Source organism: Pseudomonas sp. NPDC086566, assembly GCF_050280885.1.
Classification (GTDB): Bacteria; Pseudomonadota; Gammaproteobacteria; order Pseudomonadales; family Pseudomonadaceae; genus Aquipseudomonas; species Aquipseudomonas vlassakiae.
This window is the reverse complement of sequence record NZ_JBNNWD010000001.1, coordinates 646,119-662,804: the sequence shown is the minus strand read 5'-3', so window position 1 is coordinate 662,804 and position 16,686 is coordinate 646,119. Positions and strand designations below refer to the sequence as shown.

Sequence of the window (16,686 nt, the reverse complement as noted above, 5' to 3'; positions counted from 1 at the left end):
TCAGCGCCGCAGATACACCAGCACATAGTCGTTGTTGTCGAAGCGCCCGCTCAGTTGTTGTTGCAGCGCTCGCATCGGTGTGCCTTGCAGGGCCTGGAAGTCGTGCCGATCCATCATCAGCCACGCCGGACCCTGCACCGCCTGCAGTTGCGCGGGGGTCTCGGTGAACAGCGGCTGCAGATCCTGGTCGAGGTTGACCATGAACTTGATGGCCTTGGCATCCTGGCCCAAGCGGTGCAACACCAGCGGGGCAGGTTGCTGCGCGACCTGGGTGGCCACTGCCTGGGTAAAGCTGCGGGTGTCATACAGGCGGCGCTCCACCGGTTCGAGCACCGCGACATACACCAGCCACAACGCCATCACCGCACAACCGGCGGTCACTTCGGCCCGCCAGTGTGACTGCACCAGGCGCGACAGCGCCCACAACTGCAACGCTGCCAGCACCACCATCAGCACCGTGATGGAGCCGGTTTCCTCGGGGAAACGGCGCTGAGCCACGAGCAAGGCAATCATCATCAGCCCCGGGATCAGCAGCCATAGCCCCTGAATGACACCGCGCAGCCAGGCGAACAGCCGCCCCTGTGCCACCTGAAACGGGTAGGCGGCAATGATCGCCACCATTGGCAGCATCGGCAGCAGGTAACGGGCTTTCTTGGCCAGGGGAATCGACAACCCGACCATGACCAGCAGTGCAGCAGCCGCGCAATAAACGACCAGGCGCAACGCCGGCCCCTGCAGCTGCGCACGGCGCAGCCACGCGGCAACCAAGGCCAGCAACGCCAGAGGGTAGGCCAGCGCATAGTTGCCCAGGGCGCTGGTGAAGTAGTACAGCGGGCTGCTGGCGCCCTCGCTGCCGTCCATGCGCCCCATGAACTGCATGCGAATCACGTCATCCAGAAACGCCTGACCACCGCTGGCCTTGGCCAGCCACAGCAGCAGGCAGACACTGGCCACCAGCAGCAGGCTGGCGAGTACACCAAACAGCAGCATCCTCCGCCATTGGCCGGTCAGCAGGTAATAGCTGCACAGCATGCCGGTCGGCACCACCAGCCCGATCGGCCCGCGAATGCCAAAGCCCAACAGCAACAGGGCGAACACCAGCGGCCAGCGTCGCCCGGCAGCCCGCTGGTCGTGGGCGTAACCGAGGTAGAACACGCTGAAGGCGACGGCCGCCAGCATGAGGTCCTGCGACACCGCACGGACTTCGCTGACGAAGGTGGCCGTCAGCAGCAGCATGGCAATGCTGCTCCACGCCCAGCGCAGCGAGAACGTCGCCAGCAGCCGGTACATCAGGGTCACGATCACCGCGCCGGCGATGGCACTGGGCAGCCATGCGCTCAGGCCGTTGACCGCCCCGAATGGCAGTGACAGCAGCCAGATGAACAGCGTCGAGAGCGACGTGTAGTCAGCATAGGGCTGCCCGTAGGTGGTCGGGAACACCGTTGGCCCATGGCGCAGCATCTCCTGGGCGAACAGCACGAAGCGCGAGTCGAAACCGATCGGCGCCTGCCCGTACACCCCGGCGCAGAACAGCAGCAGTGCCAGCAGCCCCGCAATCAGGGACTGCCGGCGAACGGTGACGGACAGTGCCTTCACGCCGCTTTCGAACCCTGGCGGGGCAGTTGCGGGGAGACTGGCAACTGGCAGGAGTCGCCACGGCCGATCGGGAAGTACTTGAACCCTTTACGCGACAGGCGCTCGGCGTCATAAAGGTTGCGCCCGTCGAAGATCACCGGAGCTTTCAGGCGTTGCTGAATCAGGTCGAAATCCGGTGCCTTGAACTGCTGCCACTCGGTACAGATGATCAATGCATCGGCGCCGGACAGCACCGATTCCGGGGTACCCATCAACATCAGTTTGTCTTCATCCGGATACAGGTGCTGGGTTTCCTGCATGGCTTCGGGGTCAAAGGCACGCACGCTGGCGCCGGCTGCAAACAGCGCCTCGAGCAGTACGCGGCTGGGGGCATCGCGCATGTCGTCGGTGTTCGGTTTGAACGCCAGCCCCCACACGGCAAAGGTCTTGCCGGCCAGGTTGCCGTTGTAGAACGCATTGATGCGTTCGAACAGTTTGTGCTTCTGGCGTTCGTTGATTGCCTCGACTGCCTGCAGCAGGTCGCTGGAGCAATGCGCCTGCTCGGCACTGTGGATCAGCGCACGCATGTCCTTGGGGAAGCAGGAGCCGCCATAGCCGCAGCCTGGGTAGATGAAGTGGTAGCCAATGCGGGTATCGGCACCGATGCCCTGGCGCACCGATTCGATATCGGCGCCCAGGTGCTCGGCCAGTTCGGCGATCTGGTTGATGAAGCTGATCTTGGTGGCGAGCATGCAGTTGGCGGCGTACTTGGTCAGCTCGGCGCTGCGCAAGTCCATGAACATGATGCGGTCATGGTTACGGTTGAACGGGGCGTAGAGGTCGCGCATGACATCGCGCACGTCTTCACCCTCGCAACCGATGACGATACGGTCCGGCCGGCGGCAATCGGCAACCGCCGAGCCTTCCTTGAGGAATTCCGGGTTGGAGACGATATCGACGCGCAGTTCACGGCCAGCGAGTGCGGTATTGATGTGGGCCCGCAGGGTGTCACCGGTGCCGACCGGCACCGTGGACTTCTCGACCAGGATCAGCGGTTGTTGGCGATGGCGAGCGACCGCATCGCCGACCGACAGCACATACTTGAGGTCTGCCGAACCATCCGGGCAGGACGGCGTTCCGACGGCGATGAAGGCGACACGGCCATGTTCGACGGCAAACTTTTCATCGGTGGTGAACTGCAGGCGGCCGCCATCCAGGCCTTCGCGCACCAGGCTGGAAAGGCCCGGCTCGAAGATGCTGACATGGCCTTGGCACAGCAGCTCGACCTTCTTTACGTCGACATCCATGCACACCACATCATGGCCGACCTCGGCCAGCACTGCGGCTTGCACCAGCCCGACGTACCCGCTACCAAACACTGTAATTTTCATGGAGCACTCCTTGATGCGGGCGAACGGGCCGGACGCGTGTTGATCGTGATGACGCCGAGCATGACCAGTGCCACGCCAAGCGATTTGCTCAAACTGAAGGATTCGTCGAACAGCGGCAGGCTGGCCGCCAACAGGTAAACCAGGGCGTAGCTGAGACTCAGCAGCGAGTAGGCGCGGCCCAACGGCAGGTCACGCAGGGCCAGCAGCCAGCAGAGCATCGACAGGCCATAGGCGGCGATCGCAGCCAGCATCACGGCCACGGCGACGGCATCCACGCCCTGGCCGGTCAGTGCCGTCAGCCACTGGCCGGGCTGCGGCAAGCGGGTCATGCTCCAGCGCATGGCCAGTTGGGCAGTGCTGACCAGCAGCACGCTGCCCAGGGCAAAGCTGATACCCAGGCGCTGGTTCATGATTGCTGCCCCAGCAGGGCGACACCGGCGATGACCAGGGCCACCCCCAGCCAGTGACGGCGATCGACCGGTTCATGGAAGCCGAAGCGGGCGATCAGGGTGATCACCACGAAGTTCAGGCTGAGCATCGGATAAGCGACGCCCACCTCCATGCGCTGCAGTACCAGCAGCCACACCAGCAAACCACTGCCGAGCGCGAGGAGGGCCAGCCACAGCCAGGGCGAACGCAACTTGTCGGTCCACGGCCCCGCTTGCCCGCGCCAGCCTTCCACGGCGAACTTCTGCGCCACCTGGCCCAGGCAAGTCAGCAGGCAGGCCGCGACCAACAGCAGCCAGCTCATGGCGATACTCGGGGAAGAATGAGGATCACCATCTTGCCTTGGGGATAACGGGTGCCATCGTCGGGCAGCAAGGCCAGTTCACGTTGCTCATCCTCACCCTTTACCCGCATCACCACGGCGACCGTGCCACTGCGGCGGGCATCATCGACCCATTGGCGGACGTTCTTGTCGTTCAGCCGCCGACCTTGGCCTTCCGGGGTCGCCAGGCCGTACTTCAGTTCGCCAACGGTGTTGTAGAACGCCACGTTCGGTTGTTTGAGGCGCCAGGCCAGTGCCGACGCCGCGCCGAGGTCGTTGCTCATCAGGTGCGTGGCACCTGCCAGTTCGTCGAGGTGCTGCAGAATGAACTGGTCGGGCATCTTGTTGCCTTCCACCGACTTGGGCAATGCCGCCGGCAGCAGGGCCATGAGCAACAGGCTGCCCAACACCGGGGCTGCCCAACGGCGAATCGGCGACAGGGCCTGTGCCAGGCTGGCGAGCGTCCACCCCGTCAGTGCCACGCAGATCAGCAGCAGGCTGGTGGGTTCGTGGTCGTACACGGGTTTCTTCAACTGCAGCCAGGCCAGTGCGATCAGTGCAACCGTGCCCATTACCACGTTGAGCCAGCCGTTGATGCGCAGTGCACGCCCCTGATGCAGGCGCAGGCGCTCTTCCACTGCATGGCCGATCAGCAGGGCCAATGGCAGCAGGCACGGAAAGATGTAGGTAGGCAACTTGCCCTTGCTCAGGCTGAAGAACAGCAATGGCATCAGCAGCCACAGCAGCAGGAACACGACCTTGGCCTGGGCACGGCGCTGCCAGGCCTGTTTCAGCGCCAGTGGCAGGATGGCGATCCAGGGTAGGCTGTAAGCCACCAGCAGCGGCAGGTAGTACCAAAAGGGCGCGCTGTGCTGGGCATCGTCACCGGCAAACCGGCGTATGTGCTCATGCCAGAAGAAGAACCGCCAGTAGTCCGGTTCCTGCACATGCACCGCCAGCACCCAAGGCAGGCTGACGACGATCGCCACCACCACGGCCACTGGCCCGTACACCAGCAGTTCACGCCAGCGCTTCTGCCAGAGCATCCACGGCAGCGCGACCAGTACCGGCAGCAGCCAGGCGAGAAAGCCCTTGGTCATGAAGCCCATGGCGCAGGCCAGCCCCAGTACCGCCCAGGCGGCGAGGCGCTGGCCCTTGCTGTGGCTGTCGATGGCGAACCACAGGGCCACCAGGCTGAGGTTGACCCACAGGGTGAACTGCGGGTCAAGGTTGGCATAGACGGCCTGGCCCACCATGACGCAGAGGCTCATATAGACCAAGGTGCAGATCAGGCTCTTGCGCGGGTCGTTCCACAGGCGGCGTGCCACCAGGTAGCAGAGGATCAGGCTCAGGCCGATGCTCAGCGCCGAGGCAAAGCGCACGCCGAACAGGTTCTGCCCGAACAGCCCCTGGCCGAGGGCGATCATCCAGTAGCCGGCGGCGGGTTTTTCGAAGTAGCGCAGCCCCATGAAGTGCGGCGAGACCCAGTTGCCGGTCAGCAGCATCTCCTGGCTGACCTGGGCGTAGCGGGTTTCGTCGGGGATCCACAAGCCATGCCCGCCCAGTGGCAGCAGGAAGGCCAGCACGAACAGGCCGAGCAGCAGCGGTAGCGTCCAGCGTCTGCTCATGAGCCTTGCACTCCCAGCCAGCCCTCACGGCCTTGCAGGGTGCCGCGCTGCACCCGGGCAACGGGCAGGGTGTCGAGCGAGGCGGGGAGCAACTCGCCCAACGGTTTGAACGCAATCTCGCGCTGGCGTGCATCGGCCAGCAATTGACGAAAGTCCTGGGCCATCAGAATCCCTTCTACCTCTGCATGGATGGTGTAGACGTTGAGTGCCTGAGGGCGGAACTGCCCCAGGATGAATGCGTTGAAGTGCGCGGCAGTCACCTGCGGGCCGACGACCTCGTCGAAGGTCGGCAGGTCCACCGGAATCTGCGGCGTCCCTGGCGAGCCGTCAGCCAGCCGGGGGCGGAACAGGTTGCTACCCCGGCAATCGCTGTTGTAGCGGAAACCGAAGGCCTGCTTGGCTTCGACCACCCGTTCGTCGGCACGCCAACCGGCGACTGCCGAGCAGTCGACCGGTGCACCGAGGATGTCACTGAGGGTGTCGACGCCCCGACGGATCTGCTCCGTCAGTTGCGCCATGCTCCAGTGCCCGGCATTGGCCTGCCAGCTGTGGTGATCCCAGGCATGCAGGCCGACCTCGTGGCCGGCGGCGCGGGCCTGACGCATCAGGTGCCCGAGGTCGCGGCCAATCGGTTTGCCGGGCCAGGCGGTGCCGGCCAGGAGGATGTCCCAGCCGTACAGCCCGGCGGCATTGGAGCGCAGCATCTTCCACAGGAATTGCGGGCGGATCAGGCGCCACAAGTGGCGCCCCATGTTGTCCGGCCCGACACTGAAGAAGAACGTCGCCTTGACCTGCGCCTCGTCGAGCAACTCCAACAGGCGCGGCAGACCTTCACGGGTGCCGCGGTAGGTATCGACATCGATGCGCAACCCTGCCTGCATCAGCGTGCTTCTTCTGCCGGACGGGCCTCGATCTCGCGCATCGCTTCACGCAGGAAGAAGTCCAGGGTGTTGCCGATGGTTTCGCGCATTTCCACGGTTGGCTCCCAGTTCAGCAGGCGTTTGGCGTTGGCAATGCTCGGCTTGCGGTGGGACACATCCTGGTAGCCGCCGCCATAGAACGCCTTGCTCTCGACGTCGCGGAAGCCGGCGAACGGCGGGAAGTGACTGCGCAGCGGGTGGGCTTCGAACTGGCGCAGCAGTTCTTCGCCAAGCTGGCGGATGCTGGCTTCGTTGTCCGGGTTACCGATGTTGATGATCTGGCCGTTGCAGGCATCGTTGTCGTTGTCGATGATCCGTGCCAGGGCCTCGACGCCGTCGGCGATGTCGGTGAAGCAACGCTTCTGCGCGCCGCCGTCGAACAGGCGGATCGGTGTGCCTTCCACCAGGTTCAGGATCAGCTGGGTGATGGCCCGGGAACTGCCGATACGCGCCGAGTCCAGGCGGTCCAGGCGTGGGCCCATCCAGTTGAATGGGCGGAACAGGGTGAAGTTCAGGCCTTTCTGGCCATAAGCCCAGATGACCCGGTCGAGCAGCTGCTTGGACACCGAGTAGATCCAGCGCTGCTTGTTGATCGGCCCGACCACCAGGTTGGAGGTGTCTTCGTCGAAGTTCGGGTCCTGGCACATGCCGTAGACTTCCGAGGTGGACGGGAAGATCACGCGCTTGTTGTATTTGACGCAGTAGCGCACCAGGCGCAGGTTTTCTTCGAAGTCCAGCTCGAACACGCGCAACGGGTTGCGGGTATATTCGATCGGCGTGGCGATGGCTACCAGCGGCAGCACCACGTCGCACTTCTTGATGTGGTACTCGATCCATTCGGAGTGGATGCTGATGTCGCCTTCGACGAAGTGGAAGCGCGGGTGGCTGCGCAGGCGCTCGATGGCGTCGGAGCCGATGTCCAGGCCGTAGACTTCGTAGCGCTCGTCGCTTAGCAGGCGCTCGGAAAGGTGGTTTCCGATGAAACCGTTGACGCCGAGGATCAATACCCGGGTACGGCGGGTGGTGCGGCGCGAGTCGGCGCCACGCAGCAGCGAGCCTTCGACCAGGCCCAGTTCGTTGGCCAGTTGCGGGCCGCTCAGGTACAGGCCGTTGTCGTTGCGCTGACCGGCGCTGATCACCAGCGAGTCCTCGCCACAGGCGATGCGCAGCGGGTCGGTGCTAATGACACGGCCAGGGGCCAGGCCGTCGTTGCCCTTGACCACGTCGGCGCTCCAGACGATCAGCTTGTGCTCACCCACCTGGCAGAAGGCGCCAGGGTAAGGCTGGGTCACGGCACGCACCAGGTTGAACAGGGTTTCGGCAGGCTGTTGCCAATCCAGGCGCCCATCGGCTGCGGTGCGGCGGCCGAATACGGTGGCCTTCGACTCATCCTGCGGGGTTTCGCTGACCTTGCCCTGGCGCAGGTCTGGCAACGTGTCACGCAGCAGGTCGGCGGCGGCAGCGCGCAACTTGCCATGCAGGCTCAGCGCCGTGTCGCTGCGCTCGATGGCTACCCGCAGCTGGGCGACGATGGCACCGGCATCGGCGCGCTTGACCATGCGGTGCAGGGTCACGCCGGTTTCGCTTTCGCCGTTGACCAGCACCCAGTTGGCCGGGGCGCGGCCACGGTAGCGCGGCAGCAGCGAGCCGTGCAGGTTGAACGCACCTTTGCGGCCGGTGGCCAGCAGCGGTTCGCTCAGCAGGTTGCGGTAGTAGAACGAGAACAGGTAGTCGGGGGCCAGCTGGCTGATGCGCTCGACCCACAGCGGATGGTTGACGTCCTCTGGCGCATGCACCGGGATGCCTTTGCGGGCACACAGTTGGGCAACCGAGGCGTAGAAGGTGTTTTCCTTGGGATCGTCGGCATGAGTGAACACCGCTGCGATGTCATAGCCGCTGTCGAGCAGGGCTTCAATACCGGCGCAGCCGATATCGTGGTACGCGAAGACAACCGTTTTTGCACTCATGAGTGAACCTGACCAGAAGTAGAGGAATTGAAACCGTCAACGGTGACGCTTGCTGCGGGTGCAGGCGGTGGGCCGCTGCGCAGCACTCTTTCGATGAAGAACCGCGGGCGGGCGCGCACGTCGCTGTACATCCGGCCCAGGTACTCGCCGAGCAAGCCCATGCCGATGAACTGGCCGCCGGTGAACACGAACAAGACGGCGAACAGAACGAACAGGCCGTTGCCGGCCCAGCCCGGGCCATACGCCAGGCGCAGCACGACCAGCCCGAAGGCGAACAGCACGCCGAGCGCGGCCATGCTGAAACCGACGATGCTCAGCAGGCGCAATGGCGTGGTGGTCATGCAGGTGATCAGGTCGAACATCAGGCTGATCAGGCGCATCGGGCTGTATTTCGAATCGCCGTGTTCTCGCTCGGAGTGGGTCACCAGGATCTCGGTGGTGTGGCGGGCGAAGCTGTTGGCCAGAATCGGGATGAACGTGCTGCGCTCGCGGCAGGCGAGCATCGCGTCGATCACCGTGCGTCGGTAGGCACGCAGCATGCAGCCGTAGTCGCTCATGGCGACACCGGTGGAGCGCTTGACCGCGTAGTTGATCACCTTCGACGGCCAGCGGCGCAGGGCCGAGTCCTGGCGGTTGCTGCGTACCGTGCCGACCACGTCGAAGCCACGTTCGGCTTCGGCAACCAGTCGCGGGATTTCTTCCGGCGGGTTCTGCAGGTCGGCGTCGAGGGTAATGACCACGTCACCCTTGCACTGCTCGAAACCGGCCATGATCGCCGCGTGCTGGCCGTAGTTGCGGTTGAGGATGACTGCCACGAACGGGCTGTTTTCGGCTTGGGCGGCGGCCTCAAGGATGTGCGCGGAGTCGTCGCGGCTGCCGTCGTCGACCAGCACGATTTCATAGGGGTGACGCAGTTGCTCGCAGGCTGCGCCAGTACGACGCAGCAGCTCGGGCAGGCTTTCCTGCTCGTTGTAGACCGGGATGACGATGGACACGCAATGGATCGGGTAAGGTCTCACGAGCGATTTCCCACAAGCTGTTCTATGGCGGTGACGACGCGGTCGAGGTCCTGGTTGGTCATGTCGGGGAACAACGGAATGGAGCACAGCCGCGCCGAGTTCCATTCGGTGTTCGGCAGCGACAGCTGCGGATAACGCTGGCGGTACCAGGTATGCAGGTGGGTCGCGATGAAGTGGATGCCGGTGCCGATGCCGCGTTCCTGCAGGCCTTTCATGAAGGCTTCGCGGTCCAGGCCGCAGCGTTCGCTGTCGATGCGCAGGATGTACAGGTGCCAGGCGTGCTGCTGTGGGTAGTCCGGCACGGCCAGGGGCTGCACCGGCAGGCCAGACAGGCGCTGCTGGTAGCGAGCGGCCAGCTCGGTGCGACGGGCGTTGATCGCATCCAGGCGTTGCAGTTGCACCAGGGCGATGGCGGCGTTGATGTCGGCGAGGTTGTACTTGAAGCCAGGCTCGATGACCTGGGCCTGAGGCTTGCGACCGTGGGTCATGCGGTCATAGGCATCGACACCCAGGCCATGGAATTTGAGCATGCGCACGCGGCTGGCCAGGGCTTCGTCGTCGCTGACGAACATCGCACCTTCGGCGCAGGTCATGTTCTTGATCGCATGGAACGAGAAAATCGCCGTACCGCGGGCACCGACGTGTCGGCCCTTGTAGCGGGTGCCGGCGGCATGGGCCGCGTCTTCGATGACGGCGATGCCATGCTTGTCGGCGAGGGCGTACAACGGGTCGAGGTCAAAGGCTGCGCCGGCGTAGTGCACCGGAATGATGGCCTTGGTCCGCGGGGTGATGGCAGCTTCGATGCGTGCCGCGTCGGTCATCAGGGTGTTTCGATCGACATCGACGAACACCGGCGTGGCGCCGAGCAGCGAGATCATGTTGGCCGTGGACACCCAGGTCTGCGATGGGGTGATGACTTCATCCCCCGGGCCGATACCCAATGCGAGCAAGGCGATGTGCATACCGCCAGTGGCCGATGACAGGGCTACCGCATGGCGGCAACCGACGTACTGCGCGAACTGCTCTTCCAGTGCCTGGTTCTGTGGCCCGGTCGTGATCCAGCCCGAACGCAGGACTTTTTCAACAGCCGCTATTTCTTCTTCGCCCATACTCGGACGTGAGAAGGGGAGAAACGCCTCACTCATGAGCACCTCGGTGATACAGGAAAAGTGACAGAACCCATTGATTTCATTGGTTCAATTGCCAGCGTAGACGCAAAGAAGTTTTTTGCATCCCGTGCACAAGCTAAAAGTTGCTGTGTTGCGCTAAGTCAAAGTTTTCTGCGGTGCTCAGTCATCCATGCCGTAGTGATGGTCAAGGGCTTATCCAGCCAAAGGGTATGCTCGATTTTGTGAAAGAAGTATAAAAAAAGGGTCGCGTTATCATTACATCGCACAGGCAGACAGCTGCGGTTCAGGTTGCCGGCCAAGTGTGAAGCTAACAAGAAACTTAATATGCATAAACATCCATTCGGATGGCTGTAAAACTGTGCGTTTAGTTGCCGGTTTAGAAGCTGTTAGTTGACGCTTGGCAGCGTTGCAAGGGGTGTGCCTAGGCCTTGGGGATATAAGCCACGCTTTGATCATCACGGGTGTGTAGCCACTGCTCGCCACGGCTGGGCTGGGTGGTGACCACTTGGTGGTCGTATTCCAGGTAGCCAAGGGGTGGCGTCTCGCCATGGCGGTAATGCGCGACGATGATCGTGCGCTGCGGGTCCCAGTGCTTGCCGCTGGTGCGCTCCAGCCAGGCCATCAACGTCGCGGTGTCGCCAGCGCGGGGATAATGCTCGGTCTGCGCCACATAGTAGAAGGGGGCACCACCCGTTTGGAGGTACATCGGCACCTTGTTGTCCACCTCGACCATGACCAGCTGCCATTGCGCCAAGGGGGCCTGACGGCTCGCCTGTTCGCGTACCGCCTCACCGAAGCGGATCACGCCGCCGCCACCATTGCTCCACGGCACGAGGATACCCAGCACTGCCAGCAGCAACACGGCAGTCACCGCGAAACCGGCCTGCAGACGACGCCCGGTGTCTTCGCGCACGGCCAGGCGCCGGGTAATCCACCAGGCACCGAGCAGCTGCGCGAACGGCACCAGCGGCAGCACATAGTAGCTGCGCCGGCTGCCACTGGCGGTGAGAACAGCATCAGCAGACCAAGCCCTTGTACCAGCCAGCGGCTATTGGGCTCGATCTGCCGCCAGTGGCGCAGGGCAACCCACACGGCGATGATCCAGCAGGGTGCCCAGGGCAGGGTATAGACCGGCAGGTACACCAGGTAGGTGTAGATTGGCCCGAGGTTGTCGAATGGCTGGAAGAACCGCAGCACATTCTCGCGCAGCACCAGCCCCAGGCCGCTTTCGCCGTAATCAGGCGCGCCGTACAGGTGCGAGAGCAGAAACGGCAACATGTACAGCATGCCTGCCAGCAGCAGAGCAGCCAGCAGGCGCAGGTTCAGATGGCGGCGCCAGCGGCCTTCGCGCAGCAAGTGCGGCAGCAACACCAGGCCAGGCAGGATGAAGCCGATCAAGCCCTTGAACAACGACGTCAGCGCCAGTAGGCCGAAGAACCCGACGTAGCGCCAGAAGCGGGTATCGTCCGGCCCGCGGCAATACCACCAGATTGCTGCCAGTACGCCGCACACGGTAAGGATGTCGGCAGTGGCGACCCGTGCCCAGAACACGAAGTAGAAGGTCGTGGCCAGCATCCAGCCGGCGACCAAGCCGGTGCCCTTGCGGAACAGGCGCTCGCCCAGCAGGTAGGTCAGCCAGACACTCAACCACGCCGCGACCACCGAGGACAGGCGCAGCGACCAAGGCCCCAGGCCACCGGTCAGCCAGGCGCTGGCCGTGATCAGCCAGTAGGACAGCAGGGGTTTGTCGTAATAGGCGCCGCCTTTCAGGTAGGGGTCAAAATAGTCTCCGCTTTGTAACATCTGCAGGGAAATGTTGGCCCAGCGGGTTTCTGCTCCCCATAACTCGCGACTGCCCAAGCCCAGCGTCAATAACGAGGCGGTGACGGCCAGCAGTAACAGCAAGGCGCGTTGCTCGGTTGTTTTGAAATTCATGGCTGACTCTGCGGGTGGGCAAATTGTCGGCGAATCCTAGGTGGAGAAAAGTGCGGGGGGAGTGAAGGATTGGTGAAAAAGTTACTGTTTGTGCTGCATAATCATATAACTACACTAAATGGTTATTTAGTGTAGTTATAAAATAAATGCATAACTGTTAACAGAAGCGGCGGGCGATCCATACCGTCTGGCCGCCACACTCAGGGTCTTCGACGATATGGTCCAGTACCGCGAAGCCGTGTTCACTTAGTTGTGCGGTGTATTCCTCAGGATCCAGGCTGGCGTGATACAAGGTTTCGCCTTGGAAGATACCTAAAGCTTCACCCAGCGAGGTACCGCTGGTGAACATCAGAATTGCACCGGGTGCCGCATGACGCTGTAACACAGGGAACATCCTGCGCTGATCATCGGGCTTGAGATGAAAAAAGCTGTTCCAGGCAAGGATGCCGTCGAACTGGAGCTCGAGCGACCGCGTGCGCATGTCTGCATGAATCCATGAATGCTCAGGGAAACGGCTGCGACATAGAGCAAGCATCCGCGCTGATGAATCCACGCCAGTTACCGCCAGCCCGGCATCGATCAGATAACGTGCCACGGGCTGACCGGAGCCACAGCCCAGATCCAGTACCGTTGCAGAGGGATTCAGCAAGGCATGGAAACGTTTGATCCATTTGTGTTCGGTCAAACGATCGCCGCGCAACTCATTCCACGCGTGGGCGTGCCGGTTGTAGAGATCGATGATGGTGTCGGCCGAGGGATGGTCAGGCATCTGGCGTCCTTGATTGTGATGGAAGCGTCTTGAAGGGTGCCGTTTGGACATGGCGCTGAAGATAGCGTGTGGAGCATGGCATGAACACAGACTCAGGAAATTCAGCCTGGTCTTGTTTTGAAATCTCCCTGACCTACGTCCCGCTCGCTGTATACGAATGTACGCATAATGCATATTATGTTAAATGGTGTAATGAGCTTACACGGCTTGGATCAAATCCAGCCATTCGTCCATTGGTCTGTCCGCTTGCTCGCTCTGGGTTGTCCTCTAGGAACAACAGCCAGAGACACGCTCATGCGCCAACTACTCAAATCGATATCCCTTCCCCTTACCTGCACTCTGCTGTGGGCTTGTTCCGCTGCCGAGACGAAGTCGCCTGTGGAGACTCCAGGCAGGCCCGAGTCGGCTAAAACCCAACTGCTCGAGGCCGGTGCTGCGACGCTGCAATCCAAGCCGCCCATTGAAGCAATCAACGCCTATCTGGATGGCTTTCACTTCTACAACGGCTACCCGGATGTGCAGATGGAAGCGCATCACTACTGCTCAATTCTGAATGAGGATGTCATTCAGTGCGTCATCTTTGACGGCAACACCAAGGGCGCGAAGATCATGGGTGTCGAGTACATCATCGATGAGCAACTCTTTGCGTCGCTGCCGGCCAGGGAAAAGGCAATGTGGCACAGCCATGGCTATGAGGTGTCCTCTGGCCAGTTGATCGCTCCAGGCATACCCGCGCCTGCCGAGCATGCCCTGATGGAGCGCCTGGCACATACCTATGGCAAGACATGGCACACCTGGCATACCGACCAGGACAAAGCACTGCCTGTCGGTGTGCCGCAATTGATGATGGGCTTCACCGCCGATGGCCAGGCTGACGCAGCGATGGTCGAGCAGCGCAATCGGCGCTTGGGCGTGGATACTTCCAGGAAGAAGGACCAGCGGGCCGATATTCGAATACCTGCGCGAGATCCCGGCGCGGATGGCTGGCAGCATGGCAACGTCATTCAGATCACCGATCCGATCGGTGCTCACCTGCACCGGCCCGCGGCATCGACACCAGAGAAAACAAACAGTCGCTCCAGCCGATAGCGTTAGGCGCTGGCGTCAGGCCTTGCTCAACTCGCCGATCTTCTCCAGCCGTGCACGCACGATGTTGCGGCTGATGTTCAGCAGTCGACCGGTTTGCAGCTGGTTGCCATGGCAGTACCGGTAAGCCTCGCGGAAAACCGTTTCCTCGATGTGCTCATACAGGTTGGCAACGTTCTGTTCGAACAAGGCCAACAAGGCGCTTTCCAGGCTGGGCGGCGCAGCACTCGCCACGCCAGGGGTGGTGTGCGGGATCTGCCCTTGGGAGGGCCCCAGCGGGCGCATGTCGACCAGGTGCAGGTCGCCTGGCGCCACCACCTGGTGCCGGCACACCAGCAACGCATGGTGAATGGCGTTCTCCAGTTCACGAATGTTGCCCGGCCAACTGTGCGCCAGCAGCTTGCGTTCGGCATCCGGGCTCAGTGAGGCGCGGTCGTAGCCCAGGCGCCGGCAGTGCTCTTCGATGAAGAATTCTGCCAGCGGCAGGATGTCGCCTGGACGCTCGCGCAGCGGCGGCAGGCGAATCGTGGCGACGTGCAGACGGTAGAACAGGTCCTCGCGGAAATGCCCCGCCACTACGGCGTCCGCCAGGTTGACGTTGGTCGCCGCCACCAGGCGCACATTGATCGGGATCGGCGTGCGCGAGCCAAGGCGCACCACTTCGCGCTCCTGCAGCACCCGCAGCAATTTCACCTGCATGTTCAGCGGCAGGTCGCCGATTTCGTCCAGGAACAACGTGCCACCGTTGGCCGCTTCGAACCAGCCGGCCTTGTTCGAGGTGGCGCCGGTGAACGCGCCCTTTTCATGTCCGAAAAGCTCGCTCTCGACCAGGGTTTCGGCGAATGCACCGCAGTTGACCGCCACGAACGGCTCGCGGCCGCGGCGGCTCAGGTGATGGATATGGCGGGCAACCAGCTCCTTGCCGGTGCCGGTTTCGCCGATGATCAGGGTGTTGGCTTCGCTAGGTGCCAGGCGCTCGATGCGGCTGAGCAGTTCCTGGGAACGGGGATCCTTGAATACAAGGACGGTGGCACGCACTGACTTGGTCAGCTCGCGGGCATTCGGATGGGTGATCAGCGACATGGGGGCTTTCCTGGCAGTTGAAGCGCGCCCCAATAGTTGCATGAAATAAATTAGATCAAAAAATTATTAATTAATATTTATATATTCCATTATTGACTATTGAAAAATTCAGCAGCTGAGTGCTGCTGGAGCAGCAGCGCAGCAGCAACCGCGTGCCTGCCGACCAGCAGGCAAAGACCGGCCCGAGGCATCGAGGATTTTGCTGTATCCCCCGCCAGTCAAGGGCTACAGCTGATCGAGCAAGAGCTGGCATGCATTTCGCTCCAGGCCTGGAAACGTCCGATCCGCTCAACCACGCGGGCCGGGCACGTCGAACCTCTGCCTGGAGCTGCACATGAACACACCCTGGCGTCACGCCCTCGCCTTGCTCGGCGGCCTGTTCCTGAGCCTGGCCGCACTGGCGGCCGAGCCACCGGCTGCGGTGCGCATCGCCATCGTCGCTTTCACCCAAGGCGGCGCGCCGGTATTCGGCGGCATACCCGGCCGGGTGATCGAAGAAGGCTGGCTCGAACAACAGCTGGCGGCACGCGGCGTCAAGCTGCAGTGGACCGCCCTGCCCCATGCCGGCGCCGGGCCGCAGATCAATGAGGGGTTCAGCAACAACAGCCTGGACTTCGCGGTGCGCGGTGACCTGCCCTCGGTGATCGCCGGGGCGGGTCAGGTGCCGGGCAAGCTGGTGGTGCCCGGCGGCAGCGGTAACAACATCTACCTGGTGGTACCCGCCGACTCCCCGGTGCACGACATCCAGGCACTCAAGGGCAAGCGCCTGGCCCTGCACCGCGGCCGCCCCTGGGAGTTCGCCTTCAGCAACTACCTTGCCAGCCAAGGGCTGAAACTCAGCGACTTCAAGATTGCCAACCTCAACCCGCAAGTAGGCGCCGCGGCTGTGTCCGCCGGCAAGGTCGATGCGGCGGTGCTGCTGAACGAGGCCTACGCCCTGGAAGACAAGGGCGTGGCGCGCATCCTCTGGTCGACCAAGCAAGGCGCTGATGACTGGCGGCTGGTCTCGGACCTGTGGGGCACCGACGCCTTCATCACGCAATACCCGGAGCTGACCCAACTGGTGGCAACGGCCTGGGTGCGTGCGGCGTGGTGGATTTCCCAGGAGCAGAACCGTGACGGCTACTACGCGCTGTCGTCGCGTGCCGGCGTCGCCGAAAGCGTACTGCGCCGCGACGACCAGGACGACCCGGTGGCCTGGAAAACCCGCTGGGCACCCAAGAGCGATGCACAGCTCAAGGCCCACTACCACGCCCTCGCCCAGTACGCGCTGGACAACCGCCTGATCCGCGCCCCTTACGACATCAGCCAGGACCTTGCCACCGGCTTTACCCGCCAGGCACTGATCGACCTGCAACTGACCCACTACTGGCCGTCCCTGGACGCTCAACTCAGTCAACAACCTTGAGAACCT

Annotated in this window: 13 protein-coding genes and 1 pseudogene; 2 read left to right on the top strand and 12 right to left on the bottom strand. The window is 62.7% G+C overall.

The genetic code is table 11. The features are described from left to right. The 11 genes and pseudogenes from ACQKPS_RS03145 to ACQKPS_RS03095 all read right to left on the bottom strand — a co-directional run bounded on the left by ACQKPS_RS03145 (nt 1) and on the right by ACQKPS_RS03095 (nt 13,103). Complete coding sequence (locus ACQKPS_RS03145; protein WP_427602665.1) at nt 1-1,596, bottom strand: ArnT family glycosyltransferase; 1,596 nt, start codon at nt 1,594-1,596, stop codon at nt 1-3. Continuing rightward, nucleotides 1,593-2,966, bottom strand: coding sequence for a UDP-glucose dehydrogenase family protein (locus ACQKPS_RS03140; protein WP_427602663.1), 1,374 nt, complete (start codon nt 2,964-2,966; stop codon nt 1,593-1,595). The genes ACQKPS_RS03145 and ACQKPS_RS03140 overlap by 4 nt, the downstream gene beginning before the upstream one ends. Further along, complete coding sequence (arnF, locus tag ACQKPS_RS03135; protein WP_254485461.1) at nt 2,963-3,376, bottom strand: 4-amino-4-deoxy-L-arabinose-phosphoundecaprenol flippase subunit ArnF; 414 nt, start codon at nt 3,374-3,376, stop codon at nt 2,963-2,965. Before arnF ends, ACQKPS_RS03140 begins: the two co-directional genes overlap by 4 nt. After that, complete coding sequence (arnE, locus tag ACQKPS_RS03130; protein WP_254485462.1) at nt 3,373-3,717, bottom strand: 4-amino-4-deoxy-L-arabinose-phosphoundecaprenol flippase subunit ArnE; 345 nt, start codon at nt 3,715-3,717, stop codon at nt 3,373-3,375. Before arnE ends, arnF begins: the two co-directional genes overlap by 4 nt. Then, nucleotides 3,714-5,363, bottom strand: coding sequence for a lipid IV(A) 4-amino-4-deoxy-L-arabinosyltransferase (arnT, locus tag ACQKPS_RS03125; protein ID WP_427602660.1), 1,650 nt, complete (start codon nt 5,361-5,363; stop codon nt 3,714-3,716). Before arnT ends, arnE begins: the two co-directional genes overlap by 4 nt. Beyond that, nucleotides 5,360-6,244: a 4-deoxy-4-formamido-L-arabinose-phosphoundecaprenol deformylase gene (gene arnD, locus ACQKPS_RS03120; RefSeq protein WP_427602658.1), complete on the bottom strand. Its 885-nt coding sequence runs from the start codon at nt 6,242-6,244 to the stop codon at nt 5,360-5,362. Before arnD ends, arnT begins: the two co-directional genes overlap by 4 nt. Then, nucleotides 6,244-8,250: a bifunctional UDP-4-amino-4-deoxy-L-arabinose formyltransferase/UDP-glucuronic acid oxidase ArnA gene (gene arnA, locus ACQKPS_RS03115; RefSeq protein ID WP_427602656.1), complete on the bottom strand. Its 2,007-nt coding sequence runs from the start codon at nt 8,248-8,250 to the stop codon at nt 6,244-6,246. The genes arnD and arnA overlap by 1 nt, the downstream gene beginning before the upstream one ends. After that, the gene (arnC, locus tag ACQKPS_RS03110; RefSeq protein ID WP_254485466.1) at nt 8,247-9,269 is read right to left on the bottom strand and encodes an undecaprenyl-phosphate 4-deoxy-4-formamido-L-arabinose transferase; all 1,023 of its coding nucleotides are present in this window, start codon (nt 9,267-9,269) and stop codon (nt 8,247-8,249) included. The genes arnA and arnC overlap by 4 nt, the downstream gene beginning before the upstream one ends. Beyond that, nucleotides 9,266-10,414: a UDP-4-amino-4-deoxy-L-arabinose aminotransferase gene (gene arnB, locus ACQKPS_RS03105; protein ID WP_427602654.1), complete on the bottom strand. Its 1,149-nt coding sequence runs from the start codon at nt 10,412-10,414 to the stop codon at nt 9,266-9,268. The genes arnC and arnB overlap by 4 nt, the downstream gene beginning before the upstream one ends. A 406-nt stretch (nt 10,415-10,820) precedes the next feature. Beyond that, nucleotides 10,821-12,334: pseudogene (locus tag ACQKPS_RS03100) on the bottom strand (ArnT family glycosyltransferase). Nucleotides 12,335-12,491: 157 nt separating this feature from the next. Next, the gene (locus ACQKPS_RS03095; RefSeq protein WP_427602652.1) at nt 12,492-13,103 is read right to left on the bottom strand and encodes a class I SAM-dependent DNA methyltransferase; all 612 of its coding nucleotides are present in this window, start codon (nt 13,101-13,103) and stop codon (nt 12,492-12,494) included. 294 nt (nt 13,104-13,397) lie between these two features. Here ACQKPS_RS03095 and ACQKPS_RS03090 point away from each other — a divergent pair, with 294 nt between their 5' ends. After that, nucleotides 13,398-14,192, top strand: a complete 795-nt coding sequence (locus ACQKPS_RS03090) for an OBAP family protein (RefSeq protein ID WP_427602650.1) — start codon at nt 13,398-13,400, stop codon at nt 14,190-14,192. A 15-nt stretch (nt 14,193-14,207) separates the two neighbouring features. Here the strand turns inward: ACQKPS_RS03090 and ACQKPS_RS03085 are convergent, their stop codons facing one another. Next, a complete protein-coding gene (locus ACQKPS_RS03085; protein WP_254485471.1) occupies nt 14,208-15,272 on the bottom strand; it encodes a sigma-54 interaction domain-containing protein in 1,065 nt (354 codons plus the stop codon). Between the two features lie 334 nt (nt 15,273-15,606). Between ACQKPS_RS03085 and ACQKPS_RS03080 the strand changes: the two genes are divergently transcribed. Then, the gene (locus ACQKPS_RS03080) at nt 15,607-16,680 is read left to right on the top strand and encodes a PhnD/SsuA/transferrin family substrate-binding protein (protein ID WP_313201084.1); all 1,074 of its coding nucleotides are present in this window, start codon (nt 15,607-15,609) and stop codon (nt 16,678-16,680) included. Nucleotides 16,681-16,686 lie beyond the last annotated feature (6 nt).